At 62.4% G+C, this 26,863-nt stretch carries 23 protein-coding genes; all 23 read right to left on the bottom strand.

All coding sequences use genetic code 11. The features are described from left to right. Positions 1-13 precede the first annotated feature (13 nt). The 23 genes from rodA to rpmE all read right to left on the bottom strand — a co-directional run bounded on the left by rodA (position 14) and on the right by rpmE (position 26,762). Entirely contained in the window at positions 14-1,231 is a 1,218-nt protein-coding gene (gene rodA / locus F4Z81_10280) for a rod shape-determining protein RodA (protein MXW05440.1), read from the bottom strand. 26 nt (positions 1,232-1,257) lie between these two features. Continuing rightward, positions 1,258-3,078 (bottom strand): penicillin-binding protein 2, encoded by a 1,821-nt coding sequence (gene mrdA, locus F4Z81_10275; GenBank protein MXW05439.1) that lies wholly within the window; start codon positions 3,076-3,078, stop codon positions 1,258-1,260. Next, entirely contained in the window at positions 3,053-3,553 is a 501-nt protein-coding gene (mreD, locus tag F4Z81_10270) for a rod shape-determining protein MreD (GenBank protein ID MXW05438.1), read from the bottom strand. The genes mrdA and mreD overlap by 26 nt, the downstream gene beginning before the upstream one ends. 40 nt (positions 3,554-3,593) lie before the next feature. Further along, complete coding sequence (gene mreC, locus F4Z81_10265) at positions 3,594-4,409, bottom strand: rod shape-determining protein MreC (protein MXW05437.1); 816 nt, start codon at positions 4,407-4,409, stop codon at positions 3,594-3,596. A 1-nt stretch (position 4,410) separates the two neighbouring features. Next, complete coding sequence (locus F4Z81_10260) at positions 4,411-5,445, bottom strand: rod shape-determining protein (protein MXW05436.1); 1,035 nt, start codon at positions 5,443-5,445, stop codon at positions 4,411-4,413. A gap of 60 nt (positions 5,446-5,505) precedes the next feature. Next, positions 5,506-6,363 (bottom strand): PHP domain-containing protein, encoded by an 858-nt coding sequence (locus F4Z81_10255; GenBank protein ID MXW05435.1) that lies wholly within the window; start codon positions 6,361-6,363, stop codon positions 5,506-5,508. Then, complete coding sequence (locus F4Z81_10250) at positions 6,360-9,029, bottom strand: valine--tRNA ligase (GenBank protein ID MXW05434.1); 2,670 nt, start codon at positions 9,027-9,029, stop codon at positions 6,360-6,362. The genes F4Z81_10255 and F4Z81_10250 overlap by 4 nt, the downstream gene beginning before the upstream one ends. A gap of 238 nt (positions 9,030-9,267) precedes the next feature. Beyond that, positions 9,268-10,440, bottom strand: a complete 1,173-nt coding sequence (gene ftsZ / locus F4Z81_10245) for a cell division protein FtsZ (protein MXW05433.1) — start codon at positions 10,438-10,440, stop codon at positions 9,268-9,270. A gap of 77 nt (positions 10,441-10,517) precedes the next feature. Beyond that, a complete protein-coding gene (gene ftsA, locus F4Z81_10240) occupies positions 10,518-11,738 on the bottom strand; it encodes a cell division protein FtsA (protein MXW05432.1) in 1,221 nt (406 codons plus the stop codon). An 18-nt stretch (positions 11,739-11,756) separates the two neighbouring features. Continuing rightward, positions 11,757-12,599 (bottom strand): FtsQ-type POTRA domain-containing protein, encoded by an 843-nt coding sequence (locus tag F4Z81_10235; GenBank protein MXW05431.1) that lies wholly within the window; start codon positions 12,597-12,599, stop codon positions 11,757-11,759. Next, positions 12,596-13,615: a UDP-N-acetylmuramate dehydrogenase gene (gene murB, locus F4Z81_10230; GenBank protein MXW05430.1), complete on the bottom strand. Its 1,020-nt coding sequence runs from the start codon at positions 13,613-13,615 to the stop codon at positions 12,596-12,598. The genes F4Z81_10235 and murB overlap by 4 nt, the downstream gene beginning before the upstream one ends. Next, positions 13,509-14,963 carry a UDP-N-acetylmuramate--L-alanine ligase gene (locus tag F4Z81_10225; protein ID MXW05429.1) on the bottom strand — a complete coding sequence of 485 codons (1,455 nt, stop codon included), beginning with the start codon at positions 14,961-14,963 and terminating at the stop codon, positions 13,509-13,511. Before F4Z81_10225 ends, murB begins: the two co-directional genes overlap by 107 nt. Then, positions 14,956-16,098: a putative lipid II flippase FtsW gene (ftsW, locus tag F4Z81_10220; protein ID MXW05428.1), complete on the bottom strand. Its 1,143-nt coding sequence runs from the start codon at positions 16,096-16,098 to the stop codon at positions 14,956-14,958. Before ftsW ends, F4Z81_10225 begins: the two co-directional genes overlap by 8 nt. 4 nt (positions 16,099-16,102) lie before the next feature. Next, complete coding sequence (locus F4Z81_10215) at positions 16,103-17,581, bottom strand: UDP-N-acetylmuramoyl-tripeptide--D-alanyl-D-alanine ligase (GenBank protein ID MXW05427.1); 1,479 nt, start codon at positions 17,579-17,581, stop codon at positions 16,103-16,105. Next, positions 17,517-19,154, bottom strand: a complete 1,638-nt coding sequence (locus F4Z81_10210) for a UDP-N-acetylmuramoyl-L-alanyl-D-glutamate--2,6-diaminopimelate ligase (GenBank protein MXW05426.1) — start codon at positions 19,152-19,154, stop codon at positions 17,517-17,519. Before F4Z81_10210 ends, F4Z81_10215 begins: the two co-directional genes overlap by 65 nt. Continuing rightward, a complete protein-coding gene (locus tag F4Z81_10205) occupies positions 19,111-21,189 on the bottom strand; it encodes a transpeptidase family protein (protein ID MXW05425.1) in 2,079 nt (692 codons plus the stop codon). Before F4Z81_10205 ends, F4Z81_10210 begins: the two co-directional genes overlap by 44 nt. A gap of 12 nt (positions 21,190-21,201) precedes the next feature. Beyond that, on the bottom strand, positions 21,202-21,624 hold the full coding sequence (locus F4Z81_10200) for a hypothetical protein (GenBank protein ID MXW05424.1): 423 nt from the start codon (positions 21,622-21,624) through the stop codon (positions 21,202-21,204). Positions 21,625-21,659: 35 nt separating this feature from the next. Next, entirely contained in the window at positions 21,660-22,649 is a 990-nt protein-coding gene (gene rsmH, locus F4Z81_10195; GenBank protein ID MXW05423.1) for a 16S rRNA (cytosine(1402)-N(4))-methyltransferase RsmH, read from the bottom strand. A 13-nt stretch (positions 22,650-22,662) separates the two neighbouring features. Further along, positions 22,663-23,103 carry a division/cell wall cluster transcriptional repressor MraZ gene (mraZ, locus tag F4Z81_10190; GenBank protein ID MXW05422.1) on the bottom strand — a complete coding sequence of 147 codons (441 nt, stop codon included), beginning with the start codon at positions 23,101-23,103 and terminating at the stop codon, positions 22,663-22,665. A 455-nt stretch (positions 23,104-23,558) separates the two neighbouring features. Beyond that, complete coding sequence (gene proC, locus F4Z81_10185; GenBank protein ID MXW05421.1) at positions 23,559-24,377, bottom strand: pyrroline-5-carboxylate reductase; 819 nt, start codon at positions 24,375-24,377, stop codon at positions 23,559-23,561. A 29-nt stretch (positions 24,378-24,406) separates the two neighbouring features. After that, on the bottom strand, positions 24,407-25,339 hold the full coding sequence (prmC, locus tag F4Z81_10180) for a peptide chain release factor N(5)-glutamine methyltransferase (protein ID MXW05420.1): 933 nt from the start codon (positions 25,337-25,339) through the stop codon (positions 24,407-24,409). Between the two features lie 40 nt (positions 25,340-25,379). Continuing rightward, positions 25,380-26,462 carry a peptide chain release factor 1 gene (gene prfA, locus F4Z81_10175; protein ID MXW05419.1) on the bottom strand — a complete coding sequence of 361 codons (1,083 nt, stop codon included), beginning with the start codon at positions 26,460-26,462 and terminating at the stop codon, positions 25,380-25,382. Between the two features lie 96 nt (positions 26,463-26,558). Next, positions 26,559-26,762 carry a 50S ribosomal protein L31 gene (rpmE, locus tag F4Z81_10170; protein ID MXW05418.1) on the bottom strand — a complete coding sequence of 68 codons (204 nt, stop codon included), beginning with the start codon at positions 26,760-26,762 and terminating at the stop codon, positions 26,559-26,561. Positions 26,763-26,863: the final 101 nt, after the last annotated feature.

Genomic DNA, 26,863 nt, shown 5'->3' with positions numbered 1-26,863 from the left:
CGTGAAACAACATTCAGTAGTCAAATCGATGGCGCCATACGTTCAACAGCAGGCCGCACAGGATCAGGCTGGTCATCAGAAAAGAGCCGCCGTAGCTAAGAAAGGGCAGGGGTACGCCGGCGATCGGCAGCACACCGACGGCCATCCCCACGTTCATGATCACGTGAAAAATGAAGACGGATACGCAGCCGGCCGCTAGCAGGCTCTGGTACCGGCTCTTGACGTTCATCGCGATATAGATCCCGATGAGTATGAATACGTAGCAGAGGATGAGGACGGCCATCGAGCCGATGAACCCGAATTCCTCGGCGATGACCGAGAAGATGAAATCCGTGTGCTGCTCGGGCAGGAACGCAAGGCTGGTCTGGGACCCCTGCAGAAACCCGCGGCCGAGCAATCCGCCCGATCCGATGGCGATCTTGGACTGGATGATCTGGTATCCCGCGCCCTTCGGATCGACCTGGGGATTCAGAAAGGTCTCGACGCGTTGTTGCTGGTAGTCGTGAAGCGAATCCCACAGGGGCTCCGCTCCCAGGCCCACGGCCAGGTGCGTGACGGTGAGGAATATGGTGACGAACCGAGGCGGCCACTTCAGGTACATGATGCCCGCCACGATCAGTATGAATACGGACCAGATGACCCAGTCGAACCCGCTCACGACGCCGATCACGACGCCGATCAGCGGGGATACCATGAGCAGCAGCTGGAGGACGCTCAACCCCGCCCAGAGCAGCACGCCGCAGAAGATCGCCCCGAAGACGATGGAGGTGCCCAGGTCGGGCTGGGACAGGATAAGGAAAACGGGCAGCGCCACGATCACGCCGCAGGTGGCCATGACCGAGGGCCGGTGTATGTTGGTCCGCAACTGGGAAAGATACTGTGCGAGCGCCATGATGACGGCGATCTTCGCCAGTTCGGAAGGTTGAATGCCGATGAAGCCGAGTCTGATCCACCGGCTGGACCCCTTGACGGTTTCGGAGGCCAGTACAACGACCAGCAGGATCATCACCACGACGAATACGGGGATGGTGATGGCCTGGAGGAAACGAATGGGCAGCACCGACGTGATGTACATCACCCCGATCCCGGCCACGAACCACATGGACTGCAGCATGTAACGGGACGTGCCCAGGCCGGTCTCGTCCCGTGTGGCGCTGTAGATCACGATGATGCCGATCACGGACAGCAGGATGGAGATGATGACGAGCGTGCGGCTTAAATGGGTTTCCATGGTCTTTCAGGCGTTTTCCCCGGGCGTTAAGGCGCGGTATCTTCCGTGTAACCGGCGTCGATCAGGCCGGCGACCGGTATCGGTTCGAGCGAAAGCCAGGTGTCGACAACCCGCCGTACGACCGGCACGGCAGCACCCGAAGGAGCGTTCTCCATGATTGCCGCGACGGCGATACGCGGTGATTCAGCCGGAGCATAGGCGACAAACCAGGAATGACTCTCGCCGTGCGGGTTTTCGGCCGTGCCCGTCTTGCCCGCCAGTTGTGCGTAGGACAGGCGCGCCGACCGTGCGGTCCCTTCGTTGACCACGTTAACCATGGATTCCCGGATCAGGCGCAGCGTCTCCGGGGAAACGGGCAGCGCGTCCCTGATGCTCGGTTCACCGGTCTCCACCGTTTCTCCGCCGGCCGACTCCACCCGGTCGAGGATATAGGGCCGGTAGAGCTCGCCTCCATTCGCCACCGCGGCGGTCAACATCGCCATCTGCAGCGGCGTGACGAGCAGTTCACCCTGACCGATCGCCAGGTTCAGGATCTTTCCGGGCGTCCACATTCTGTTCTCCGCCGGATCGTAGTAGTCCGTGTCCGGAACCAGGCCGCCCTGTTCGACACCGGCGTCGTAGCCGGTCGGGGTTCCCAGGCCAAAGCCCCGGGCGTACCGCCCCCAGCGTTCCAGGCCCATCAGGTGTCCCACCTGGTAGAAATAGACGTCGCAGGAATGGGTCATGGCGTCCCTGAACGCCATGGAACCGTGACCGCTGGTCCAGCACCCGGCCCAGCGGTTCCCGAACTGGTAACCTCGATTGCAGGCACGGAAGAGCGTGGATGGCGTGACCAGACGCTCCTCAAGCGCGGCGGAGGCCGTCACGATCTTCATCGTGGAAGCCGGTGGATACTGCCCGTCCAGGGTCCGGTCCAACAGGGGCTTCATGGGATGGTTTGCAAGCGAATCCCACGTTTCCTGGGGAATCCGCTCCGTAAACAGGTTCGGGTCGAATCCGGGCCTGCTGACGATCGCGATGACCGCGCCCGTCATGGGATCCACCGCCACCAGCGCGCCGGCAAGGCTGTCGGGAATCGCCTCTTCGGCAACGGCCTGAATACGGGTGTCCAGTGTCAGGTAGACATTGTTACCCGACTCCGGCAGAAGGGCCGGCATGCCGGGCAACGGTCCGAGTTCCTGGCCGCGTGCGTTCACTTCCATGAACTCCAGGCCGTTCTGGCCGCGGAGGTGATGCTCGAAGGCCTTTTCCACCCCCATTTTCCCGATGATGTCACCGGATCGATAGCCTTCTTCGCCCAGTTCCTCCAGTTCCTGTTGGTTGATCTCGGAAACGTAACCCAGCACGTGGCTTGCCAGCGTGCCCGTGCCGTACATCCGTCCGGGGGTGATCTGAACGAGTACGCCGGGCAGGTCCGGAAGGTGTTCTTCGACCCGGCACGCGATTTCATAGGACACGTTCCGCTGGACCGGCAGGGGATTGAACCTGTTCACCGACGGATCGCGGATACGCATTCGAATGGCCCGGGCTTCCCGTCCGGTGAGTTCCCCCAGGTAGTCCACGGTCTCGTCAGAAGTCTCGAAAGGGGCGGCGGCGATGGTGTAGGACGGCCTGTTTTCCGCCAGGACGACCCCGTTGCGGTCCATGATCAGGCCTCGCAGCGCCTCGATCACGACCGGCCGTATCCGGTTCCGTTCCGAATGCGCCCGGTACTCCTCGCCCGAAATGACCTGGAAATAGAACAGACGAACGGCCAGCAAGAGAAAGAGCGCGGTCACGATGCCGATGAACAGGTACAACTGGCCCCTGTGGGTGGGGCTGTCATTCTGGGAAAAGCCAACGGACATTGAACTGTCCCTGTCGAAAGGTCAATCCGACGATCAGTAAAAACGCCATGGAGATCGTGTAGAGCAACGTGGGCAGCGAAACCGTTCCCAGCATGTACACCGATTCGGCCAGTTGCAACCGGGTAAACACCAGCCAGTAAATGGCGGAATGGACGAAGCCGGCGGCCAGCAGCGTGAGCAACAGGGTGGAGAGGCTGTCCCGGTAAAGCGTGTTTCCGGCGATGCCCACACCGTATGCGACCAGCGTATTGCACAAGGCATTGAGTCCCAGGTGCTCAGGCGAGCCGTTGAAATCCTCCAGCAACCCGACGCTGAAGCCCAGGATGGTCCCCGCGAAAGCTCCCGATTCCATCGCGCTGTAGATCAGCATGATCATTACGAAATCGGGACGGATTCCCCAAATGGCGATCTCGTGTCCCCAGGTGCTGTCGACGACAAACGCCAGGAACAGCAGGATAACGTGTTTTAGGCGCATGGAAAAACCGGATCATGTAACCGGCCTGGATTTGCCGAAGTCACTGGACCAGAAGCGAATCTACCGCGGCAGGCGTTTCCTCACCCGCGATCACGAACACCTCCTCCAGGCGATTGAGTTCCACCGCGGGTGTAATCGAAACCTGTTTGAACAATTGCCGGCTGTCCAGCGTGATCTGGCCGATGCTGCCTACAGGCAATCCGGACGGAAAGGTCTCCCCCAGTCCCGACGTCACCACGCGGTCGCCAATGCGGACGTCGGCCCGAAGGGGCAACTCCATGTACAACGCGTCATTTACATACCGGATGATCCCATGTTCCCGGCTTCGCTGGACCAGACCGCTTATACGGCAGTTCCTGTCGGTCAGCAGCTGAACGTAGGACGAAGTCAGACCGACTTCGATGATTCTTCCGAGAACGCCGTCCTCCATGACTACGGTCATGTACTTCCGAATCTGCTCGGAACGGCCCACATCGATGACGATAGTGTTCAATCTCTGGTCCGTGTTCCAGCCAATGACTTCTGCGGGCACATAGGTGTATCTGTTTTTCTCTTTCAGGCTGAGCAGCCCGCGCAGCCGCTCGTTCTCGAATCTGCGCTCCTCGAGGTCGGCCGCCTGCAACTGCCACTGGACGAGTTTCTGGCGCAGTAGCTGGTTCTCGGATTTGAGATTGAAATAGGAAGGAATGAAAGAGAACGCTTCCTGGAACGGCGTCAGTACCATCAGCCAGACGACACGCGTGATTCCGATCTGCCGCTGAGGGGCCGCCGTAAGCAGCAGGATCGAGATGATCATGGCGAGGGCGAAAGCGGTGTACTGGCGATGGTGGTAGAGAATGTAGAAGAACCGGAACATGCTAGTCTTTCAGGACGCTCAGCATCGTCTCGTAGGCGGCGTAGTTCTCGATGATCTTCCCCGCTCCACGGACTACCGAGGTCATGGGCTCGTCGTCGAGCCTTACCGGCAGCTTCGTCTCCTTCGTGATTTGCCTGTCCAGGCCAGGCAGCCGGGACCCGCCGCCGCTGATGATGATCCCGCGATCGATGATATCGGCCGCGAGTTCCGCCGGCGTCAATTCCAGGGTTTGCCTCACCGCCATGATCACGCCGTCGAGCGGTTGCGAAAGTACCCTGCGGATCGCCAGGGAATCGACCACGACCGAACGTGGAATCCGGTCGATCAGGTCGAGCCCCTTAACCGTCATTTCCAGTTCCCTGTCGAACACGGGATAGGCCGAGCCGAGTTTCCACTTGATCTGTTCGGCCATGTTGAAACCGATTTGAAGGTTGCAGTCGTTCTTCATGTGGTTGATGATGGCCTCGTCCATCTCATCGCCGCCGATGCGTACGGACTTTGCGGTCACGATGCCGCCGAGGGAGATCACGGCGATCTCCGAGGTCCCGCCGCCGATGTCGATGATCATGCTCCCCACCGGCTCTTCCACGGGCAGGGAACAGCCGATGGCGGCCGCCATGGGTTCGGAGATCAGCATCACTTCCTTTGCGCCGGCCCGCTCCGCCGAATCCCGGACCGCCCTCATCTCGACGTCGGTCACCCCCGAGGGGATACACGCCACGACGCGCGGCCGTATGAAGAACGAGTTCTTGAGCACCTTGCGGATGAAGTACCGGATCATGGCTTCCGTATACTCGAAGTCGGCGATCACGCCGTCGCGCAACGGCCGGTGCGCCTTGAGGTCGGGTGGTTCCCTGCCGAGCATGACCTTGGCCTCGGCGCCGACGGCAACGACTTTACCGGTCTTGGTATTGACCGCCACGACGGAAGGTTCGTTGATGACGATGCCTCTGCCGCGCACGTAAACGAGCGTGTTTGCCGTACCCAGATCGATGCCGATATCATTGGAAAAGAAGTCCGGCAGGGTAAAACGCATTTTTCGTCTCCTTGATTCCTGCAGAAACATCGAACGTACGCTAAGGCATCCGGCTTTACATCAAGCCACTATCCGTTTCAGTTCAGTCAGATGATGCAGAGGTACCTTCATGCCGCCGAGGCCGCAACGATCCGCCCGGGGACCGTGATAATCCGATCCGCCGGTTGCCACCAGTCCGTGCTTTGCAGCCAGTTGCCCGTAGTAGCGCCGGGCCGTCCCGGAGTGGTCCGGATGGATGACTTCCAGGCCGTCCAGGCCCGACTTTACGAAACCGGGGATCAATTCGTCCCTTCGCAGGGATCCCGGGTGGGCAAGCACGGCCGCGCCGCCGGCTTCGTGGATCACCTGAATCGCATCCTCGACGGCGAAAAAGACCTTGGGCAGGTACGCGGGGGCGTGGTTGCCCAGGTACCGTGTAAAGGCGTCCTGTATCGAATCGGCCTGGTTGCTTTCCACCAGCGCGCGGGCGATATGCGGCCTGCCGACACTGGTCTTTCCGTCCTGCGCATGGGCGATGACCGTTTCCAGTTCAAGCGCTACGCCCAGGTCGTTCAGCTTCCGGACGATGCCCTTCGCCCGGTGCAGCCGCTGCGACCTGAAAGTTTCCAGGTACGAAAGCAACGACCGGTCGCCGGGGTCGAAGAAGTAACCCAGGATATGCACGTCGGAAGCGCCATCCCGCGCACTGAGCTCCACACCGGGTACGATCTCCAGGTCCGGGGCCGATTCGTGCCGGGCCGATTCGTGCCGGGCCGATTCGCGCCGGGCCCGCTCCACGCCGTCCACCGCGTCGTGGTCCGTAATCGCCAGTGCGCACAGCCCCGCTGCGCGGGCTTTCGACACGAGCTCTTCCGGGGTATCGACACCGTCGGAACAGTCGCTGTGGGCGTGCAAATCAATATAGCACTCGACGCTCATCCTGCACAAATCATTTCGAGATTCCGATTCAGCCGGCCGATCATGTCCTCGTAGTTGTTCTGCTTGTCCTTTTCCTTCTCGACGACATCCGCGGGCGCTTTTTGCACGAACTGGCCGTTCGACAGGCGCTTGCGGACCTTTTCCAATTCCTGCTCGACCCGGGTCCGCTCCCGGGAAAGGCGAACTGTTTCGATTTCCAGGTCGATCAGGCCGCTGAGCGGAATGTAGAATTCCATGTCCCGCAACACACCGGACGCACAACCGGCGGGCCGGGCCTCGTCGCCGTCGACGAAGGCCAGCGTGCACCGGGCAAGCGACTGGACAGCCCGTGCCTGCCCGGAGAGTACTTCGATAAGGCGGGGGTCCGCGACCCGGCAGTGCACCGCCATTTCCTGGGTAGGATGGACTCTGAAGTCGGCGCGGACGCCCCGGATGGCCCCGATCAGTTCCTGGACGTATCGTATGTCCTCTTCGGCATCCGCTCGAACCCGGGCCGGACGCGATTCCGGCCAGGGCGCGACGACGATGCCGGCCGGTTCCGCGTCCCGGTCATCCAGGCAGGGTCTAAGTTGCTGCCAGATTTCCTCGGTGATGAACGGCATGAACGGGTGAAACAGGCGGAGCGTCTGTTCGAGCACGAGCAGGGCCGTGCGACGCGCGTGATCCGCGGACGCGGCGTCCGTCTCGTCGTAGAGCCGTTGCTTGATTGCTTCGAGATACCAATCGCAGAAGTCGTGCCAGAAGAAGTCGTAGAGCAGCAGCGCCGTCTCGTGGAAGGCATATTGCTCCAGGGACCGCGTCGCCTGTTCGACGGTACGGTCCAGGCGGGACAGGATCCAGCGGTCCCACAGGTTCTCGGATACCGGAAGGCCGGATTCCGGCGGCTTCTGGTGCATGAGTACCAGCCGTGCGGCATTCCACATCTTGTTCGCGAAATTGCGTCCCACTTCGACCTGTTCGTTGGAATACAGCAAGTCCTGTCCGTGCGGCGCGATCAGCATCATGGCGTACCTCAGCGCGTCGGCGCCGTAGGTATCCATGACTTCCAGGGGATCGGGCGAATTGCCCAGCGATTTGCTCAGTTTCCGTCCCTTGATGTCGCGCACCAGGCTCGTGAGATAGACGTCGTCGAAGGGCCGGTCGTCCATGAATTCGTAGCCCATCATCATCATGCGAACGACCCAGAAGAACAGGATATCGTGGCCGGTGACCAGCGTGGAGGTGGGATAGAAGGTCCGGAGCTCCGCCGTGCGTTCCGGCCAGCCCATGGTCGAAAAGGGCCACAGGGCCGATGAGAACCAGGTGTCCAGCACGTCTTCGTCCTGGTGCAGCACGCCGTGGCCGCAACGGCCGCACTGCCCGGGCGCTTCGATGCCCGCGTGTGCGCTTCCGCACGACGCACAATACCATACCGGAATGCGGTGACCCCACCACAACTGGCGGGAAAGGCACCAGTCCTCGATGTTTTCCAGCCAGTGGCGGTACGTCTTCTCCCAGTGTTCCGGGGTAATGCCCGGTATCCGGTCTTCTTCCAGGGCGCGCAGGAGACGGCGGGCAAGCGGCCGGGTCTTCAGGAACCACTGGCGGGAAAGCCGGGGCTCGAGGACCGAGTCGCAACGCTGGCAGTGGCGGACGGCATGGACGTGACCTTCGATTCCTTCGAGGAGGCCGAGGTCTTCGAGGTCCTTCACGACCCTGCGACGGCACTCGAACCGGTCCAGTCCGCGGTAGGCGGGACCGGCGGCTTCGTTCATCGTGCCATCCTCGTCCATGATCACGATCTGGGGCAAGTCGTGCTTGTTGCCGAGGATGAAATCGTTGAAATCGTGGGCCGGCGTCACCTTGACGACGCCCGTGCCGAATGCCTGGTCAACCAGCTCCGCGTCCGCGATGATCGGGACGGACCGGTCCGTCAGCGGCAGGCTGACCCGTTTGCCCACCAGGTGCGCGTGCCGCTCGTCCTCCGGGTGGACGGCAACCGCCACGTCGCCGAGCATGGTCTCCGGTCTCGTCGTGGCGATGCTGATCCCGCCCGTGCCGTCTGCCAGGGGATACCGGATCCGCCACAGCGATCCTTGCTCGTCCCGGGGAACGGACTCCTCGTTGGACAGGGCGGTATTGCATCGGGGACACCAGTGGATGATGCGATTGCCCCGGTAGATCATCTTCTTCTCGAAAAGCGCGATGAATACCGTGAGAACCGACCTGGAAAGCCCTTCGTCCATGGTGAAACGCTCGCGCTTCCAGTCACAGGAGCAACCCAGTTCCTTCAACTGGCGGATAATGGTGCCGCCATACTGCTCGCGCCATCGCCACACTTCCTCCACGAATCGCTCGCGGCCGATTTCCTCCCGGTCGATGCCCCGTTCCGCCAGCATCCGTTCCACGACCACGTGCGTGGCGATACCGGCGTGATCGGTTCCCGGCATCCAGAGGGTTTCGTATCCCTGCATGCGCTTGAACCGGATGAGCACATCCTGGATCGTGTTGTTCAGCACGTGACCGAGATGGAGTATGCCGGTGATGTTGGGTGGGGGTATGACGATGGAATAGGGGGGCTTGCCGGAAGCCGGATCGGCGTGGAAGAACTGGTGCTCTTCCCAGAAAGCGTACCACTTCCGTTCAACGGTTCCGGGGTCGTACTGAGGGGGCAATCCCTCGGCCATATCGGATGTATCTCCCTGTCGTATCGGAAGTTGCAGAATAGAACAGGATATGGAATGGCCGTAATCAGACCGGTTACCGGACAGGAAAGACTACGCCCTCCGACGAGATGGTATCTTGAAACCAGCACCGCAAAATCGCCAGCCTCAAAATACCGTCCCGCCGTGGACCTGTCAATCGAATTTGACCGGTTTGGCCTGTGCCTGAATCACCCGTTCGGACGTGGGATGATCCGGGATGCTACGAACCGAAAGCCCTGCGGCGGCGCATGTAGGTCGGCACGTCCAGTCCGTTGTTGTCGACCGCGTCGTCGGACGGGTCGCCCACGGCCACTTCCTCCGTCTCGAACCCGTTACGCTTGACCCGTTGAAAAGCCGGGGTCTCGATCTCTTCAGGACGGTCCGGCTGGAACTTCAGGATGTTCCGGGTCAGCATTTCATCCGGAGAAGACATCGCCTCGTCCAGTCCCGTGGCGATCAACGTCACCCGGATTTTGCCTTCCAGACTCTCGTCGAGGACCGTACCCATGATGATGTTGGTGTGTCCCGCGGCCGCCTGGATCGTGGTCATCACTTCTTCCACTTCAAACAGGGTCATATCCTGGCCGCCCGAGATATTCAGCAGGATATCCTTGGCCCCGTCTATGTCCATGTCCGACAGCAGCGGGTGCCGCATGGCCCGTTCCGCCGCTTCCAGCGCGCGCTTGTCCCCCTCGGATTCGCCGGTGCCCATGAGGGCTTCGCCCTTGTTCTCCATGGTCGTCCGGATATCGGCGTAATCGACGTTGATCAGCCCGGGCAGGGTGACCAGGTCCGAAATGCCGCGCGTGGCCTGCAGCAGAACCTCGTCGGCCACCTTCAGGGCGTCTTTGAAAGTCGTGGTGTGGCTCACGGCTTCCTTCAGCTTCTGGTTGGGGATGATGACGACCGTATCCACATGCTCTTTCAATGCGGCGAGCCCGGTTTCGGCGTTCGCCGCCCGCTTGGGTCCCTCGAAGGCAAAGGGCTTGGTCACGACGCCGACGGCCAGGACGTCCAGTTCCTTGGCGATCTGCGCGATCACCGGTGCGGCGCCGGTTCCCGTGCCGCCCCCCATGCCCGCGGTGATGAAGACCATATCGATATCGGTCAGGTGTTCCGCGATAACGTCCCGGCTTTCCTCCGCGGCCTTGCGCCCTACGTCCGGATTCGCGCCGGCGCCGAGCCCACGGGTGATCTCGTGCCCCAGCTGTATCTTGTACTTCACATTGGAACTCGCCAGGTCCTGCGCGTCCGTGTTGGCGACCAGAAAATCGACGCCCGGGACGCCGATTTCAACCATGTGGTTAACGGCGTTCTTTCCGGCGCCGCCCACGCCGATGATCTTCATGCGAGCGAACAGTCCCGGTTCCGCATCGAAGTCGAAAGTAGACATTTACAGCCTCCTTCTGTGGGTTTGAGGCAGCAATCTGCCGGTTTTGCTCGATTCTGTACGAATATACGTGCCGGTTTCTACATCAGGGCCGCGATCCGGCTTATCATACGGTCCAGCAATCCTCCTTCCGTACCATGGAGCCGCTCCTTTTCCGAAAGGTTGTACATGGCGTAGCGCAACAATCCGACACTCGTGGCGTACGTCGGTGCGTATTCGTCGTTTTCCAGTCCGGGGACCTCTTCCGGCGCGCCGATTTTCGCGGACATGCCGAAGACCTGTTCCGCCTGTTTCGCGATGCCCGGAATCAGCGCACCGCCGCCCGTGATGACGACCCCGGTGCCCACCAGGTCTTCGAAACCGCTGCTTCGGATCTCCTCCCGCGCGAGTAACAGCAACTCCTTGATCCGCGGTCCGACCACGAAGGCCAGTTCCTCCCGCGTCACCTCCCGCGGCTCGCGGCCGCCGACCCCGGGGACTTCGATCAGGTTGTCCCGGTCCGGCCGGACATATACCGCACTGGCGTAGCAGCACTTGATCCGTTCGGCGTCCTCATGGGGCGTGCGGAGGCCGATGGCGATGTCGTTCGTAAGGTTGTTGCCCCCGGCCGGTATGACCGCCGAATGCCGAATGCTCCCCTGGTGGAGCAGCGCGACCTTCGTCGTGCCTCCGCCCAGGTCGAGCAGCACGACACCCAGTTCCTTCTCGTCGGACGTGAGCGCCGACTCGCAAGAGGCGATTGTATCCAGGACGAGTTCCCTGACCCGCATTCCGGATTGCTCGATGCAGTTGCGTACATTCCGCAACGGGGTGACCGCGCCCGTTACGATGTGCACGAGCACTTCGAGCCGGACGCCCGACATGCCGCACGGGTCGGGGATCCTGCACTGGTCGTCCACGATGTGGTCCTGGGTGAGCACGTGGATGACCTGACGGTCCGAGGGGATTTTAAGGGCCGTCGCCGCTTCGCGGGCGCGGAATACGTCCTCCTGGGTCACGCCCCGGCCGACGTCGGTCGCGATGGCCACGGCGCCGCTGCTGTTGACGCTTTCGATGTGCTCGCCGGAAAACCCGACGAATACCTCGTTTACCCTGGCGCCCGCATCGCGTTCCGCGGTCCGGAGCGCCTCATCGATTGAACGGGCGGCCTCGTCCATGTTGACCACGACACCTCTTCTGAGGCCCCGGGACCTGCTCGCGCCCCTGCCCAGGATCCGCAGTCCGTCGTCTGCAATCTCGCCGATCAGCACGACCGTTCTGGTGGTACCCAGATCGAGCGCGGCGATACGTTCACGAGCCATGTTCAACTCCTTTTGCCACTACGATCTCCCGCTCCCGGACCGGTTGGATACGATCGGCCGGACGATGACCTGGTCCTTGAACCGCAGGTCGATCAGGCGGGTACGGATGGCATCGGCTTCCAGCTGTTCCACCGTCCTTTTCAACATCTCGATCTTCCTCGGATAGTGACCCGTCCCGAACCGTATGGCCAGACCGCCTTCGACCATGTAGGCGACCGGGTCATCGGGACTGGACACGTGTATCTCGGACAACTCGTCATACATCGCCGGAGACATCGTCCTGAGCACCCGCATCAGGTAGAGCGCGCGGGCCATCTCCGGATTGGCCGACATGGCGTCTCTCAGCGATTCGAAACTGCGGTCCTCCGGCTCCGCGGTACCCGGCGCCTGCCGGTAGCTTGAAGCGTCGACGGTGATCACGGGAAGATCCGGCAGCCCGTTGCCGGGCGTCAGGGGGATCAGCTCGCCGCGTTCCGAGACGCCGTACAGCCGGTCCAGCTGTACGAAAGCGATCGGTTGCAGTTCCTCCACGCGGACCACGACGGTACCGGGCAGTCTCCTGGTGACCGCGACCTGTACGAACCGCCGGTCCAGCATAAGTCGCCTTTCGGTCTCCGAGAGGTCGGCCGACCAGATGTTCCGTCCACGCTCAAGACCGGAAACCGCGATGATATCTTCTTTGCCGACTAAGCGGTTCCCCGCGACGTCGATGGTGTTCAGTTTGAACGCCGGCGAGGTCTTCGTCCACTCGGACAGCGCCAGGCCGACCATGGCCAGACCGGCCACCGCGCCCGAGACGAGCAGACCGGCCGCGAGTCCAAGCATCAGCCTGGCCGCGGGATGCGTCCTGTTTAGCTTCATACGACCCCCGATTTCATCACGCGCACCTCGAGTTCAAGGGCTACGCCGGTCCGTTCGAAGACCCGCTCGCGAACCATGTCGATCAGCCTCAACGCGTCCGAAGCCGTCGCCCCGCCCTGGTTGATTACGAAATTGCCGTGGAGGTCCGACACCCTCGCTCCCCCGACCTGCAGGCCCTTGCAACCGGCCGCGTCGATCAGCCTCCCCGCCGTGCCGTCCTCGGGGTTCTTGAACATGCATCCGGCGCTCTGGTCCGCGGACGGCTGCGTGCGCTTCCGGTATTCGGTGAAATCCCGTATGCGTTCATACACGTTTTCCGGCTCGTCCGGCGTCAGCCTGAACACGGCCCCGGTCACGATGCCGCCCGGATCGATACCGCTCTCCCGGTAGGAAAACCCCGCATCGCCGGCCGGGATCGTCTCGATGTCGCCGGAAGGCTGTATCAGCTCAATCGACTCCAGCACGCCACCCAGATCGCTCCCGTGGGCGCCCGCGTTGCCACGGACGGACCCGCCGACCACGCCGGGAATCCCGGTGCAGAACTCCAGCCCGCCCAGTCCCGTGGCCGCCGCCGACCAGGCGAGCCGGGGCAGGCTGACGCCGGCGCCGGCCCGGAGGTATTCGCCTTCCTGCTTCAGATGCCACAGCGTCCCCTCCGCCGGGGTCGATCCGCGTATCTTGATGACCAGCCCCCTGAATCCGTCATCCGAAAAGAGCATGTTGCTCCCGTTCCCCAGCACCAGCCAGGGGACCTCGTGCACCCTGGCCGCGGTGACGATTTCGAGCAGCTCCGACCGGGTTTCAGGCAAACACATCACGTCGGCCGGTCCCCCCACCCGGTAGGTGGTATGCCGGTCGAGCCCCTCGTTCAGCCGGAGCCGCCCGGCAGGCACCAACCCGCTGAAGATTTCAGACATTCCCATGAGACCGGACTCCGCTTTTCCGCAGCAGTTCGCAAATCTGGCTTCCCACCTCGCCGACGTCCCCCGCGCCGAGAGTAAGCACCAGGTCTCCATGCTCGAGATCGTCCACCAACGCTGCCGCTACCCGGTCCTTGTCCGGGATATACGCGACGTTTCCGCCGAATGCGCTCGCGTCGTGGACGATCATCTCACCCGTCACCCCGTCCCGGGGAGATTCCCTGGACGCGTATACGTCCGTAACGATCGTCCGGTATGCGCGAAACCGCCCAAGCACGTGTCCGAATTCTCGGCGCAGATTCCGCGTCCGGCTGTAAAGGTGTGGCTGGAACACCACGAACATGCGCCGGGCGCCCGCATTCGACACTGCGCGCAGCGCGGCCTCGATTTCGACGGGATGGTGGGCGTAGTCGTCCACCACCGTGACGCCGCCGATGCTGCCCAGCACTTCGAATCGCCTTCTCAGCCCCCGGTATTCCGCCAGGGCCGACATGGTCCGATCTACGGGCAGCTCGAGATCGTCGGCCACGGCGATGGCGGCCAGTGCGTTTGACAGGTTGCACTCGCCCGGCTGCGGCAGTACCAGCCGGCCGGCCGGAACGTCCCGCACGTACACCTCGGCGGAAATGCTCCAGCCTTTCGATTCCACCCGGTCCGCCCGGATGCAGGCTTGCGCCGAAAGCCCGTAGGTCACCAGGCGGCGACGCAGGCCGGGCCGGATTCTGCCGATGCCCGGGTCGTCCGCGCACACGATCAGGGACCCGTCCTCGGGTACGAGATGGGCGAAGACGGTAAAGGCTTCATCGATGGCTTCCTGCGAACCGTAGTATTCCATGTGGTCGGCGTCCACCGAAGTGATCACGGCCGCCGCGGGCGTCAGCGCATGGAACGAACGGTCGTATTCATCGGCTTCCACGACCATAAAGGGACCGTTTCCACGGCGGACATTGGATCCGTTTTCCGTCATGACCCCGCCGATGACGGCCGTCGGGTCCAGCCCCGCGTCGGCCAGTACCTTGACGATCATGGCCGACGTGGAGGTCTTTCCGTGGGTGCCCGCCACGGCGATGCCCTGCGTCCCGCGCGTCAGGATGCCGAGCAGTTCGGCGCGGGTGACGGTGCGCCGGCCCAGCCGGCGGGCCGCCTCGAGCTCGGCATTGTCCCCGGGGATGGCGGAGGAGTACACGATCAGGTCCGCACCCTCCGCGTTGGCCGGGTCGTGGCCCTTGAAGACGGACGCTCCGAGACCATGTAACCGGTCGGTCAACTGCGTGCCCCGCAGGTCCGACCCGCTGACTTTGTATCCATAACCGAGCATCAGTTCAGCCAGTGCGCTCATGCCGATTCCGCCTATCCCGATGAAATGCGCGTGGCGGCAAGTCATCTCCGGTCCTTGCCGGCCGGCCCTTTCGGTCCGGCCGGTTCCGTCTGTCCGATCAGTCATACTGCAGTCTCTGACGGCGGTAGGTCATTCTGGATATGTTAAGCAGGATCCCGATACTCATCATGCAGACGAGCAGCCAGGACCCTCCGTAGCTCAGAAACGGCAGCGGCAGGCCCGTGGTGGGCAGCAAGCCCGTCACCACCCCGATGTTCACCAGCACGTGCAGCGTGATGAGCATGGTCAGCCCCGATGCCAGGAAAAACCCGAAGGCGTCCGGCGCCATGCGGGCGATGCGGACCCCTCTCCAGGCGAAGACGACGAAGAGGCCCAGCACCGCCACCGACCCCAGGAACCCGAGTTCCTCACCGATCACCGCGAACACGAAATCCGTATGGGGATCGGGAAGAAAAAGGAACTTCTGCCGGCTCTGCCCCAGTCCGTTGCCGAACACGCCTCCCGTGCCCAGGCCGATCAGTGCCTGTTGCAACTGGTAGTCCGCGCCCTGGAAATTCTGGGCCTGATCGGCGGAATCGCCGAAAAACCGTTCGAAGTAGGTCATGAGCCGGCCCCGGCTGTGCGCGGACGAGTACAGTTTGTAGAAGAGGGCCGGGATCATGATCCCCACGGCGCTTGCCAGGTGCAGTAACCGGGCTCGGCCGACATAGAGCACTGCGAAGGCGGTCGCGGCCAGCACGATCGCGGTGCCGTAATCCGGCTGCAGGCCGATCAGCAGGCAGGTGGCCCCGATCACCGCCAGCACGGGCAGAAAACCGGTGAAAAACCGTTCCATGACGTGCTGGCGCCTGGCCAGCCAGTAGGCCAGGAAGATCACCAGGGCGATCTTGACCCCCTCCGCGGGCTGAATCGTCATGGAGAACAGGTTTATCGTGCGCGACGCTCCTCGGATGGTCATCCCGATACCGGGAACGAATACGAGGGCCAGAAACCCCATGCCGATGACGATCAGGATCGGGGACCACTTCTGCAGTTTCTGGTAATTCAGGCTGGCGAAGAGGATCAGGACGACGATTCCGAGGATCAACCGCACCAGGTAACGTTTAACGAAGAATCCGCTGTCCCCGGAGAACATCTCCGCGGCAACGGCTGAACTCGCGCTGTAAACCATGACCGAGCCCACGCAGAGCAGGAGCAGCGACGAGACCAGCAGTGGAAGATCAATACGTTGATGCAACACGGGCTTACCCCATTTCGCCCTGGCCGATCGACTTCTCCAGGTATTCCACGACGGTTTCCATTCGCATGCCGCGCGATCCCTTGACGAGTACCACGTCTCCGTCTTCAACTTCCGCCAGTACCGCGGCGGCGGCCTCGTCGTTGCAGCTGCAGGACACGACGCGAGAAGCCGGGATGCCGCCGTCCACCGCGGCCACGGCGATCTCACGGGCCAGTTCTCCCACCGTGATGATCCGCTCCGCCACCTCCGCGGCGCGCCTACCGATATCCCGGTGCGCCGCCCGGCCCAGGTCGCCCAGTTCCAGCATGTCTCCGAGGACGACCAGTTTACGTCCTTCGGCCGTTGCCAGTGCGTCCAGGGCCGCTTTCATAGACGACGGATTGGCGTTGTACGCGTCGTTTATCAGGTGAACGGCGCCCGCCTTCCTGTATTCCATGCGCATGGGCGTGGGCTCGACGCTCCGCAGCGCACGGGCGATGGCCTGGTCGGCGATTCCCGAGAGCCTGCCCACCGCCACGGCGGCCGCAGCGTTCATGACCTGGTGCTCCCCCATCAGGTTTACTCGAAAGGAAGCCCCGTCCGACAATGTGAAGGCCGATCCGGACAACTCGGTCCTTACGCGTGCCAGCCTGACGTCGGCACCCGCGCTGCGGCCGAAGGTGACCACCCGCGCAAGGCTGCGGCCGGCCTGCTTCATGACGAGGAGGTCGTCGGCGTTCAACACCGCGCTCCCGCCTTCCGGCAGGTGGTCGAGGATCTCGCCCTTGGCCCGGGCAATGCCTTCGATGGACTCGAAGAACTCGATATGCGCGGGCCCCACGTTGGTTATCACGCCGATGGATGGACGGGTCATCCGGGACAGCCGGTCCAGTTCGCCCGCATGGTTCATGCCTAGTTCGAGCACCGCGGCGCCGTGATCTCCATGCAGGGTAAACAGGGCTTCGGCGACGCCCAACTGGCTGTTCAGATTCCCGGGGGTCTTGAACACCCGGTAGCGTTCTCCCAGCACGGCGGCGATCATGTTCTTGGTGGTGGTCTTTCCGCTGGAGCCCGTAACCGCGACTACGGGCAGGTCGAAACGCCTCCTGTGCCAGCCCGCGAAAGCCTGCAGTGCCGGAATTACCGCGGGTACGACGATTCGCGCGGCGTCCGGGGCTTCCCGGTCCGCCCGGCGCGCGTGCCAGTCGTCCGTGACGAGGGAGGCACACGCACCCGCGCGCATGGCATCGGGTACGAAGTCGTGACCGTCGAATCGTTCGCCGGCAATCGCGACGAACAGATTGCCAGCCTCGATTCGCCGGGTATCCGAACAGACGCCCGTGATCCGGCTGCGTCGAAGCGCCGGGGACGGAACGTGCAGGCTGCCGCCCATGATTCCGGCTATCTCCATCAGAGTGGGCTCCTCCGTACCGTTGTGATTATCCATAGTGCGCCTCGAGGCATTCCCGGGCCTTGATCCGGTCGTCGAACTCGATCTGCGCATCGCCCACGACCTGGTAGACCGTGTCTCCCCTCCCGGCAATCAGCACGGTGTCGCCTTCGCCCGCTTCGCGCAGGGCCTTCCGAATCGCTTCTCCACGGTCCTGGACGATATGGGAGCGGACGTTGGGCAGGAGGCCCGGCTCGATATCCCGTATGATACGGTCGGGCGGTTCCGTTCTGGGGTTGTCGGTCGTCACGATGACAACGTCGGCATGGGTGGACGCCGCCCGGCCCATGAGGGGCCGCTTTCCCGGGTCCCGATCCCCGCCGCAGCCGAACACGACGGTCAGGTTCCCCCGCGTCCATTCCCGGCAGGTCGACAGCACGGCACCGAGCGCATCGGGCGTATGGGCGAAATCCACGAGCACGTTGAACGGCTGTCCGGCGTCGACGCGTTCCAGCCGGCCGGGCACCTTTATCCCGGATACGGCCCGGTTCATCAGCGCGCCGTCGATGCCGAACTCCAGCCCCACGGAAATCGCCGCCAGGGCATTGTATGCGTTGAATCGACCCAGGAGCGGCAGCGTCACGTTGAACGGCGGATCGGAACGCACCTGCACCGCAAGGGTGGTCCGGTCCGCGTGGTATCCGATCGGACCCGCCCTGTGGACGTCTGCTCTCTTGTCCAGTCCATAGGTAAGGACGCGCGCGCGCGAGGCGTTCTTGAAATGCACGAAGGCGGGATCGTCCATGTTGAGGACAGCGGTGCCCTCCTCGTCGAGCAGTTCGGAGAAAAGCAGCGTCTTGGCTTCCCGGTAAGCGTCGAAAGTCTTGTGGTCGTCCAGGTGTTCACGGGACAGATTGGTAAAGACGCCCGTGCTGAACCGCAGGCCGGACAGTCGCTGCCAGGCCAGGCTGTGGGAGGATACTTCCATGACGACGCATTCACCTCCCCGATCCCTGATCTCACTTAAGGTGCGGTGAAGCTCCATCGGGTAAGGCGTGGTGTGACTCAGCTTCCAATCGAGCATCTCGCCCATGTACCGGCTGCCCAGCGTGCCGATGCCACCCACGGACCGGCCGCGCTCCCGGAGGATGGCCTCGACCAGCAGCGACACCGTCGTCTTGCCGTTGGTCCCCGTGACGCCGACCAGGCAGAGGTCGTCCGCAGGCCGGCCGTAATACGCGGCAGCCATCAGGCCGTAAGCCCTGGAGGTGTCCTGAACGATTATCGTGGTCGCGTCATCGAGGCGTTCTTCGTTTTCCTGGACCACGACCGAGGCGCCCCGCGCCACCGCGTCGCGAACGTACCGGTGGCCGTCGCGGCCCGACGGCTCGCGCAGCGCGACGAAAACGTCGCCGGGATTAACGGACCTCGAGTCATGGACGATCCCGCCGATCTCCCGGCCAGCCTGGTCAGCCTGGTCAGCCCGGCCCGCCCGGTCAGCCCGGTCAGTCTGGCCGGTACGGCCGGTCAGACCCGGCGGGCGGATCACCTCTTTGCGAGGCAGCGCGTCCAGTAGTGTGGAAAGCTGTATCAAGGTCTTGACCCTCAGGGCCGTCGTCTGCTCGGGGTGAGCGCTGGGACGGCTAGTTGTATGGGCCGCATTCGATGATGCATCGATCACCGGAATAGACTCCGTGGCCCGGTGCCGGAATCTGGCGCCGGACGTAACCCGTACCGACTATGGTTGCTTCGATGCCCATTTCGGCCAGGGTCTTGACGGCTTCCCGTACGCTCATGCCGATCACGGACGGCAGTGCGATCCGGGCCCGCTCCGCCCCGGTGAAGGAACCGGAACGCTCGATTACCCAGCGGTCGTCAATCGGCAACAGGTCTCGAGGCATCGGTCCGCTGAAGCCCGGGCCTGACCAGTCGGACAGTTCGGATTCACGATCCGAAGCGGTATTCGGTTCGATAGAGGCCAGGTGCAGCGGCAGGCCGTCATCGGATTCAGGAATCGATTCCACCGGGCCGTCAGGCATATGGACGAGACGGCGAACGATTTTATTGAAGACGGGCGCGGCTACGGATCCACCGTAGAAACCGCGCTTCTTCGGTTCGTCGATCATGACCAGTACGACGATTTCCGGATCCGACGCGGGAAACATGCCGACGAACGACGACCGGTAGTTCCGGGTGTACCCCCTGCCGTCCTCACGCGCTTTCCAGGCCGTACCGGTCTTCCCGGCGACCTTGAATCCGGGAACCGCCGCCTTCGTCCCCGTGCCCCGGTCCACCACCCCGGTAAATACGTTCAGCAGGGTCTCTGCGGTCTGTGGCTTCATCACTCTTCGAACGACGGATTTCGGAAAGGACACCACCGTACCGTCATTCCGCGTGATGGACCTGATGATCCGGGGTTGCAGGAGCTGCCCCCCGTTGGCCACCGCGCAGTAGGCGGCCGCCAGTTGCACCCCGGTAACGGAAACCCCGTAGCCGATGGACATGGTGGGCAGCGTCGACCTGGACCACCTGGCCGGTTTGTGCAGGATCCCATTGACCTCGCCCGGCAGTGCGACGCCCGTCTTCATGCCGAAACCGAATGACCGGGTGTATTCGTAAAAGGTCTTCTCGCCGAGTTCCAGGGCGATTTTCACGGTACCCACGTTGCTGGAATGCTCGAAGACTTCCCGCACGGTCAGTTCATCGAAGACGTCGTGGTCCGAAATCGTCTGGGTACCCAATTCGATCCGCCCTCCGCTCGTATCGATCCGGTCTTCGAGCGAGAACGCGCCGGTCTCCAGGGCCGCGGTCGCCGCGACGATCTTGAACGTCGAACCGGGCTCGTAGGTGTCTACCACAGGCCTGATCTTCTGGGCTTCGAATGGGAATCGGCCCGGCGTGTTGGGATCGAAATCCGGTGAACTGGCCATGGCCAGTATGTCGCCGTTTCCCGGATCCATCATGATGACCATGCCGCCAACGGCTTCGTGCCATGCGATCGCCTCTTCGAGCACCTGTTCTGCGGCGACCTGGGCCGCTATATCGATCGTCAGGACGACGTCCGCGCCATTCTCCGCCGACTTCTGGTAGTCATCCAGCCACGTATAGGCCCGCCGCTGGGCATCGATCTGGACTACGCTGTATCCTTCTATACCGGACAGCAGCCGGTTATGTTCCATTTCGAACCCGGCCCGTCCGGCACCATCGACGCTGAATCCCAGGACCTGGCCGGCGGCGGTCCGGTAGGGATAGACCCGCCTGGCTTCCTTTTCCGTGCGGATATAGGGTTCGAAACGGGGGTAGGTGGACAGACTCCTTATCCGTTCGCTGGTCTCCGGATTCACCCATCGTACCAGGTACCGGAAGTCGGAGGATCCGGAAATCCGGTCCACGATATGCCGGGGATCTTCGCCGGTGATCTGGGAGAGTTGTACGGCCAGGTTGCCGACGTCGGCGCTATTGAGCCGGGCCCTGTCGAGATCCTGGATGCCGAAGGAGTCGAACTCGACGCTCAGCGCCAGCGTGTTCCCGTTTCGATCGAAGATACGGCCCCGGCGGGGATCGATGGTGACGACCCTGTGCTGCTGATCACGCGCTCGCTGCCTGTAGGTCTCGCCGTCGCGAATCTGTATCAGGGCGATTCGATATCCAAGACCTGCACACAGCAACATACCGATCGCGAAGAGGAGGGTCAGTCTGCGCATACAGGATTTCGCGACCATATCGGGTGTTCCTCATCGGGTATCCACTCGAGCCGTTCGGAACGAGGCGAGGATCAATGCGTCTTCCGAAGGTTTTCCCGCGATCGCCCTTACATCGGGCTCGGTGCCGGCCAATGCCACGGCCGTGTCCACCGCGTCCATGACCACGACCTGTCCTACCGCCGCGTGTTCCAGTTCGAAACGTTGCATGGCCACGGTTTCGTTCCGGAGCTGTTCCGCGAGCCGAACGATCCGCACGTGCAGGTAGGCGCTTTTCTTTTCCATCGCCTCCTTCTGGTGCTCCAGTTGAAGGATCTCCCGCTTCAGCGTCCTGGTTACATCCTGGTGCCAGATGTAGAACATGCTCAGCGACGTGACGAGCGCGATCATACCGATCCAGCTGAACAACTGTCCCATGTACGGATGGTCGCTGCAGAATCTGAATGCGGATTTCATGTCGGCCTCTCCGGTCGAAATAGGTGGTGCGGATTTCAGCGTTCGGATTGATCGTCGGGCAAACGTTCGATCATACGAAACCTGGCGCTTCGGGCCCGCGGGTTTGCCGTGACCTCTTCCCGTGAAGCCACGACGGCCCGCCTGGTGTGCATCACGGCGACGCGCTCGTGCCGGCACACGCATTGCGGAAGACCCGGCGGGCAAATGCAATCCGAAGCCCAGGTTTCGAACGTACGCTTGACCATGCGGTCCTCTAACGAATGATAGGATATGACTCCGAAACGACCCCGGCCGCTCAACAGCGGCAGCAGGTTGTCTAATGCCGTTCTCAATCTGTCCAGCTCCTGGTTCACGGCGATGCGCAGTGCCTGGAACACCCGGGCGCAGGACTTGACCGCCCATCTGCTGCGGACCGCCGACCTGATCGTCTCTGCCAGCCCGGTGGTGGAGGTCAGCGGTGACTTCGCGCGGTTCCTGACAATCGCGTTCGCGACGCTGCGGGCCTGCCGTTCCTCGCCGTACTCCCCGATGATCCGTTCGATTTCGTCCCGGGAACCCCCGTTGACGATATCGGCTGCCGTCAGCGCCCCGCCCCGGTCCATGCGCATATCGAGCGGACCTTCGGACTGGAAGGAGAAACCACGGCCGGGCGTATCGATCTGGTACGATGACACGCCCAGGTCTAGAAACAGACCGTCCACCCGTGGGATGCGTTCCGCTTTCAGCACGGACGCCAGTTCCGTAAAGTCACGATGCATGATTTCCACGCGAGGGGTTCCGCCGCCCGCAAGCCTGGCCCTGGACACGCGGACCGCTTCGAGGTCTTTGTCCAGCCCGATCAGCCGGCCGGATTCATCAAGCCTGTCCATGATTGCGCGCGCGTGCCCGCCTCCTCCTATGGTTCCGTCCACGTATGTGCCCGAACTGTTCCAGACGATCATATCGGCTATTTCCCCGGCAAGAACGGGAACATGGATGTACGAATCTGCCAGACCCATGACTATTCCGCTGCTGCGTTTGCCCATGGGCTTCAAATGATCAGACGAACAGGGATTCCGCGATTTCTTCGTAGGTGTGTCCCGATTCGTCCATCACCTTCTTGTATTCCTTGGGACTCCAGACTTCAAAGTGGTCAAGCGTACCGACGATCAGCACTTCGGATGCTATGCCGGCGCGTTCGATCAGTTGCCGGGGAAGCGCGATGCGCCCCTGCTTGTCCATGGAAACCGCCACGGCCTCCGACGAGAGCATCCTGATGAATACCCGCGTGTTCTGCTTCGTGACGGGCAGTTCGCGCAATCGGGTGTCGATCTGCTCCCACTCGTCGATCGGATATACGAAAAGGCATCCGTCGAGTCCCCGCGTTATGATCAGCGTATCGTCCTCGTCGGTCCGGATGTGCTTCCGAAACTTCACAGGGACATTCACCCGTCCTTTGTGATCCACGGTGTGCGTGTATGATCCCAGGAAGTTGACCATCCGTCATCTCCTTGAAATACAAAGGAGTAAACACCCTAACGTGAGGTGATCATTCAAGAATACTACACAAGTGTTTGGCAGTTAGGATGTTCGGTGACCCACTTTGTCCCACTTTTACCCACTATACTACATTGTGCCCCCCATATTGTCAAAAAAAAAATCGGACTTACATCGGTTTTCTTTACCTTTGGATAAGGAAAACTCCGTAACTCCATGTGCACAAAAGACTATATATATGTTGATACACATCATATGTTGACACCATATGCCACGGAACACCTTCGAAATGACACTATATGGCGCCAGAAACGCGGTAAGGGCGTAGCGGCTCCGATATACCGGGCGCTGCGCGGGTTACGCAATCCTGTACGTTGAAAAAAAATGAAAAAAAACTGGAGGGCTTACTGAATCGGTGCGTCGTACGGCAGGCACTACCTGTAGACCAGGGGGCTGGTCTACTTGCCGTCCCGGAGTTCCCGCGATCGCTGGGTGGCGGTTTCGACTGCGCTGATCAGCATGCTGCGCAATCCGCGGATTTCCAGGTCGTGGACCGCCGCGATGGTGGTGCCGCCCGGCGTCAGGACCTGGTCGCGCAGCACCGCGGGGTGCTTGCCGGTCTCCTGGATCAGCCGCGCGGCGCCGAGCACGGTCTGGGCCGCGAGGTCCAGGGCGACGTCCCTGGGCAGGCCCATTTTCACGCCGCCGTCGGACAGCGCTTCGATGACCATATAGATGTAGGCGGGACCGCTGCCGCTGAGCCCGGTTACGGCGTCCAGCAGATGTTCGTTCACGAACACGACCCGTCCCACGGCCTGGAAGATCCGGGCGGCCATCTGCTTGTGTTCTTCGCCGGCGTACCTGCCCGGTGAAATGGCGGCGGCCCCTTCGTCCACCAGCGAGGCAATGTTCGGCATCACGCGCACGACGGGATTCTCCGTGCGCGTCATTTCGGTGATCCCGGCTGTCGTCACCCCCGCCGCGATCGTGATCAGCAGCTGGTCGGGACGCAGCAAGTCGCGTACCTCGTCCACCACGCGCTCGATGGCCTGGGGCTTGAGGCAGATCATGACGATATCCGCTTCGCGCACCGCTTCCCGGTTGTCGGTGGTCCACCGTACTTCCCACTGATTCGACAGATCCTCCAGATGGTCGGACCGAAGGCCGGTAATCACGATCTGGTCCGGGGGAACGAGATTCGCTCTGCGTATGCCGCCGAGCAGGCAGGATCCCATGTTTCCTGTTCCGAGTATCATGAGGCGGTGGTTATTGAGCATTTTGCACCTTCCGGTCGGTGATGCCTGGCCTATCCGACGTATTGGGCGGACACGACGCGGTCCAGGCCATTGTAATCCTTCACGATCTCCACGTTTCCATAGGCGCGGCGATCCGCCATCAAGCGGGCCACCGCGGCGGACTGCCCCGCGCCGATCTCCAGGGCGATCATCCCGCCTGCGTTCAGATAACGCGGGGCCTGGTCGATGAGTTCGCGATGGTAATCCAGTCCGCCTTCGCCGCCGTGAAGCGCCAGCCGGGGTTCGTATCCGCGAACCTCCTCCGGCAGGCCGTCCATTTCCCGGGAAGCGACGTAGGGCGGATTGGCCACGATCAGGTCCAGGGCGTGCGGTCCACGCGCATCGAGTGGCGCCAGCATCGAACCCTGCATAAAGGTGATCCGTCTGTGACGGTCCCCCAGGAGATTGCCGGCATTCCTGCGCGCGACCTCCAGGGCCCCCGGGGAAACATCCGTAGCGTACCCTCGCGCGAACGGGCATTCCAGGGCGAGCGTGACCGCCAGGACACCCGAGCCGGTGCCGACGTCCGCGAATCGCACGGCCGGACTTCCGGCCCGCTCGTGGTGCACCCCATCCAGGCAGGGGCGCACGTGGTCGACGAGCCGTTCGGTCTCGGGCCGGGGGATCAGCACGGCGGGCGAAACCTCGAACTCGCGACCGTAGAATTCCGTACGGCCCGTGAGATACTGGACCGGCTCCCCGCGCATTCTCCGGTCAACCAGCGCCGAAAACCGCGAAGATTCCAGTGGGTCGAGCCGCCGGTCGTGATCCAGGTACAGCCCGAGTCGGCTCGACGCGCATACCTCGCCGAGCAGCAGTTCCGATTCGACACGGCTGACGTGACCCGCCGGACTGACGTGACCCGGCCGGCCGTCCAGCTTCCGGGCCGCCCAGTCAACCGCCTGAAGCACGGTCGTTGCGGTGGGACATTCGAATTCGTTCATGAATCACATCCGGTGGCCTGGGTGGCCCGGGCGGCCTGCGTCATGCAGACGTCAACTGGGCCATTTTCTCCGCCCGGTCCGCCTCCGCCAGGGACTCCACGATCTCGTCGATGTCCCCTTCGAGGACCTGGTCGATCTTGTACAGCGTCAGACCGATGCGATGGTCCGTGACCCTTCCCTGCGGGAAGTTGTAGGTCCGGATCTTCTCGCTTCGATCTCCCGATCTCACCTGGGACCGGCGGCTGCTCGCCATCTCCGCTTCCTGTTCCTGCCGGGCCATGTCCAGCAGACGGGCGCGCAATACCTTCATGGCCTTGGCCTTGTTCTTGTGCTGCGACTTCTCGTCCTGGCACGAGACGACCAGGCCGGTCGGCACATGGGTAATGCGCACCGCAGAATCGGTCGTGTTGACGCTCTGGCCTCCAGGGCCGGAGGATCGGAAAACATCGAAGACCAGGTCTTTCTTCTCGTCGATTTCCACTTCGACTTCCTCCGCTTCGGGCAGAATGACCACCGAGGCGGCGGAGGTGTGCACCCGCCCCTGTGTTTCCGTTACGGGGACCCGCTGCACACGATGGACGCCGCTTTCGTTCTTCAGCCTGCCGTAGACCCCCTTGCCCTCGATCTGGAAGAAGACCTCCTTGACGCCGCCCCTTTCCGCTCCGTTGGCATTCAGCGTTTCCGTCTTCCATCCGCGGCTGTCCGCGTACCGGCTGTACATGCGGAACAACTCTCCGGCGAAGATCGCCGCCTCGTCGCCCCCCGTACCCGCGCGAATCTCGCAAATAATATTGCGCTCGTCTTCGGGATCCCTGGGTACGATCATCCGCGTGAGCTCCTCCTCCATGGCCGTCCGTTCCCGGTCGAGGCTTTCTACTTCGTCCCGGGCGAGTTCGGCCATGTCGGGATCGGCCGCGGACTCCTGCAGTACCGACCGGGCCGACTCGAGGTCGTCCAGGACTTTCCGGTACACGCGGTACCGGTCGACGACCGGGGTCAGTTCCCGGTACGCCCGCCCGATTTCGCGCATTTTGTTCGGATCGGTGGTTACGGAAGGGTCCGCCAGTTGACGGTCGAGCGACTCGAAGCGTCGTACGATGTTTTCGAGTTGATGGAGTAACATGGAGGCATGGAATAGGAAAGGGGAGCGGCGCGACCGATGGTCGTGGCAAGCCGGGCCATCGCGCCTGGAAGGAACGGGCGACTTCGGCCCTTAGGATTACTCGTTTATTCCGTACTTCCTGTTGAAGCGTTCCACGCGGCCCGCACTGTCGACCATCTTCTGCTTCCCGGTATAGAAGGGATGGCACGCCGAACAGATCTCCACGTGGATCGTGTCGATCGTCGATCGTGTCTGGAACGTATTGCCACAGGCGCAGGATACCGTGATTTCTTTGTATTCCGGGTGAATACCGCTCTTCATCGGGCTTACTCCTTAAGGTCATCGCTATGAAAACAGCACAGCCGGTCCGCTTGTCGGTCGAAGCGCGCAGGCAATAATAGGCCAAGCGGCAAGGACTGTCA

This window comes from Gemmatimonadota bacterium, from assembly GCA_009835325.1.
In the GTDB taxonomy this organism is placed as follows: domain Bacteria; phylum JAAXHH01; class JAAXHH01; order JAAXHH01; family JAAXHH01; genus JAAXHH01.
The sequence above is the reverse complement of the archived record's forward strand: the minus strand, read 5'-3'. Positions and strand labels throughout refer to the sequence as shown.

Coding starts and splice junctions, on each gene's coding strand:
- ftsZ (MXW05433.1), bottom strand. CDS start 10,440: ATGTCTACTTTCGACTTCGATGCGGAACCGGGACTGTTCGCTCGCATG.
- F4Z81_10215 (MXW05427.1), bottom strand. CDS start 17,581: ATGCGCAGATCGAGTTCGACGACCGGATCAAGGCCCGGGAATGCCTCG.
- mrdA (MXW05439.1), bottom strand. CDS start 3,078: ATGTCCGTTGGCTTTTCCCAGAATGACAGCCCCACCCACAGGGGCCAG.
- murB (MXW05430.1), bottom strand. CDS start 13,615: ATGGAGACCTGGTGCTTACTCTCGGCGCGGGGGACGTCGGCGAGGTGG.
- mreD (MXW05438.1), bottom strand. CDS start 3,553: ATGCGCCTAAAACACGTTATCCTGCTGTTCCTGGCGTTTGTCGTCGAC.
- rodA (MXW05440.1), bottom strand. CDS start 1,231: ATGGAAACCCATTTAAGCCGCACGCTCGTCATCATCTCCATCCTGCTG.
- F4Z81_10250 (MXW05434.1), bottom strand. CDS start 9,029: ATGGCCGAGGGATTGCCCCCTCAGTACGACCCCGGAACCGTTGAACGG.
- mreC (MXW05437.1), bottom strand. CDS start 4,409: ATGTTCCGGTTCTTCTACATTCTCTACCACCATCGCCAGTACACCGCT.
- proC (MXW05421.1), bottom strand. CDS start 24,377: ATGCTCAATAACCACCGCCTCATGATACTCGGAACAGGAAACATGGGA.
- F4Z81_10200 (MXW05424.1), bottom strand. CDS start 21,624: ATGAAATCCGCATTCAGATTCTGCAGCGACCATCCGTACATGGGACAG.
- ftsA (MXW05432.1), bottom strand. CDS start 11,738: ATGGCTCGTGAACGTATCGCCGCGCTCGATCTGGGTACCACCAGAACG.
- prfA (MXW05419.1), bottom strand. CDS start 26,462: ATGTTACTCCATCAACTCGAAAACATCGTACGACGCTTCGAGTCGCTC.
- F4Z81_10260 (MXW05436.1), bottom strand. CDS start 5,445: ATGCGTTTTACCCTGCCGGACTTCTTTTCCAATGATATCGGCATCGAT.
- F4Z81_10225 (MXW05429.1), bottom strand. CDS start 14,963: ATGACTGATCGGACAGACGGAACCGGCCGGACCGAAAGGGCCGGCCGG.
- F4Z81_10235 (MXW05431.1), bottom strand. CDS start 12,599: ATGAAGCTAAACAGGACGCATCCCGCGGCCAGGCTGATGCTTGGACTC.
- F4Z81_10255 (MXW05435.1), bottom strand. CDS start 6,363: ATGAGCGTCGAGTGCTATATTGATTTGCACGCCCACAGCGACTGTTCC.
- rsmH (MXW05423.1), bottom strand. CDS start 22,649: ATGGGCAAACGCAGCAGCGGAATAGTCATGGGTCTGGCAGATTCGTAC.
- prmC (MXW05420.1), bottom strand. CDS start 25,339: ATGAACGAATTCGAATGTCCCACCGCAACGACCGTGCTTCAGGCGGTT.
- mraZ (MXW05422.1), bottom strand. CDS start 23,103: ATGGTCAACTTCCTGGGATCATACACGCACACCGTGGATCACAAAGGA.
- F4Z81_10205 (MXW05425.1), bottom strand. CDS start 21,189: ATGGTCGCGAAATCCTGTATGCGCAGACTGACCCTCCTCTTCGCGATC.
- rpmE (MXW05418.1), bottom strand. CDS start 26,762: ATGAAGAGCGGTATTCACCCGGAATACAAAGAAATCACGGTATCCTGC.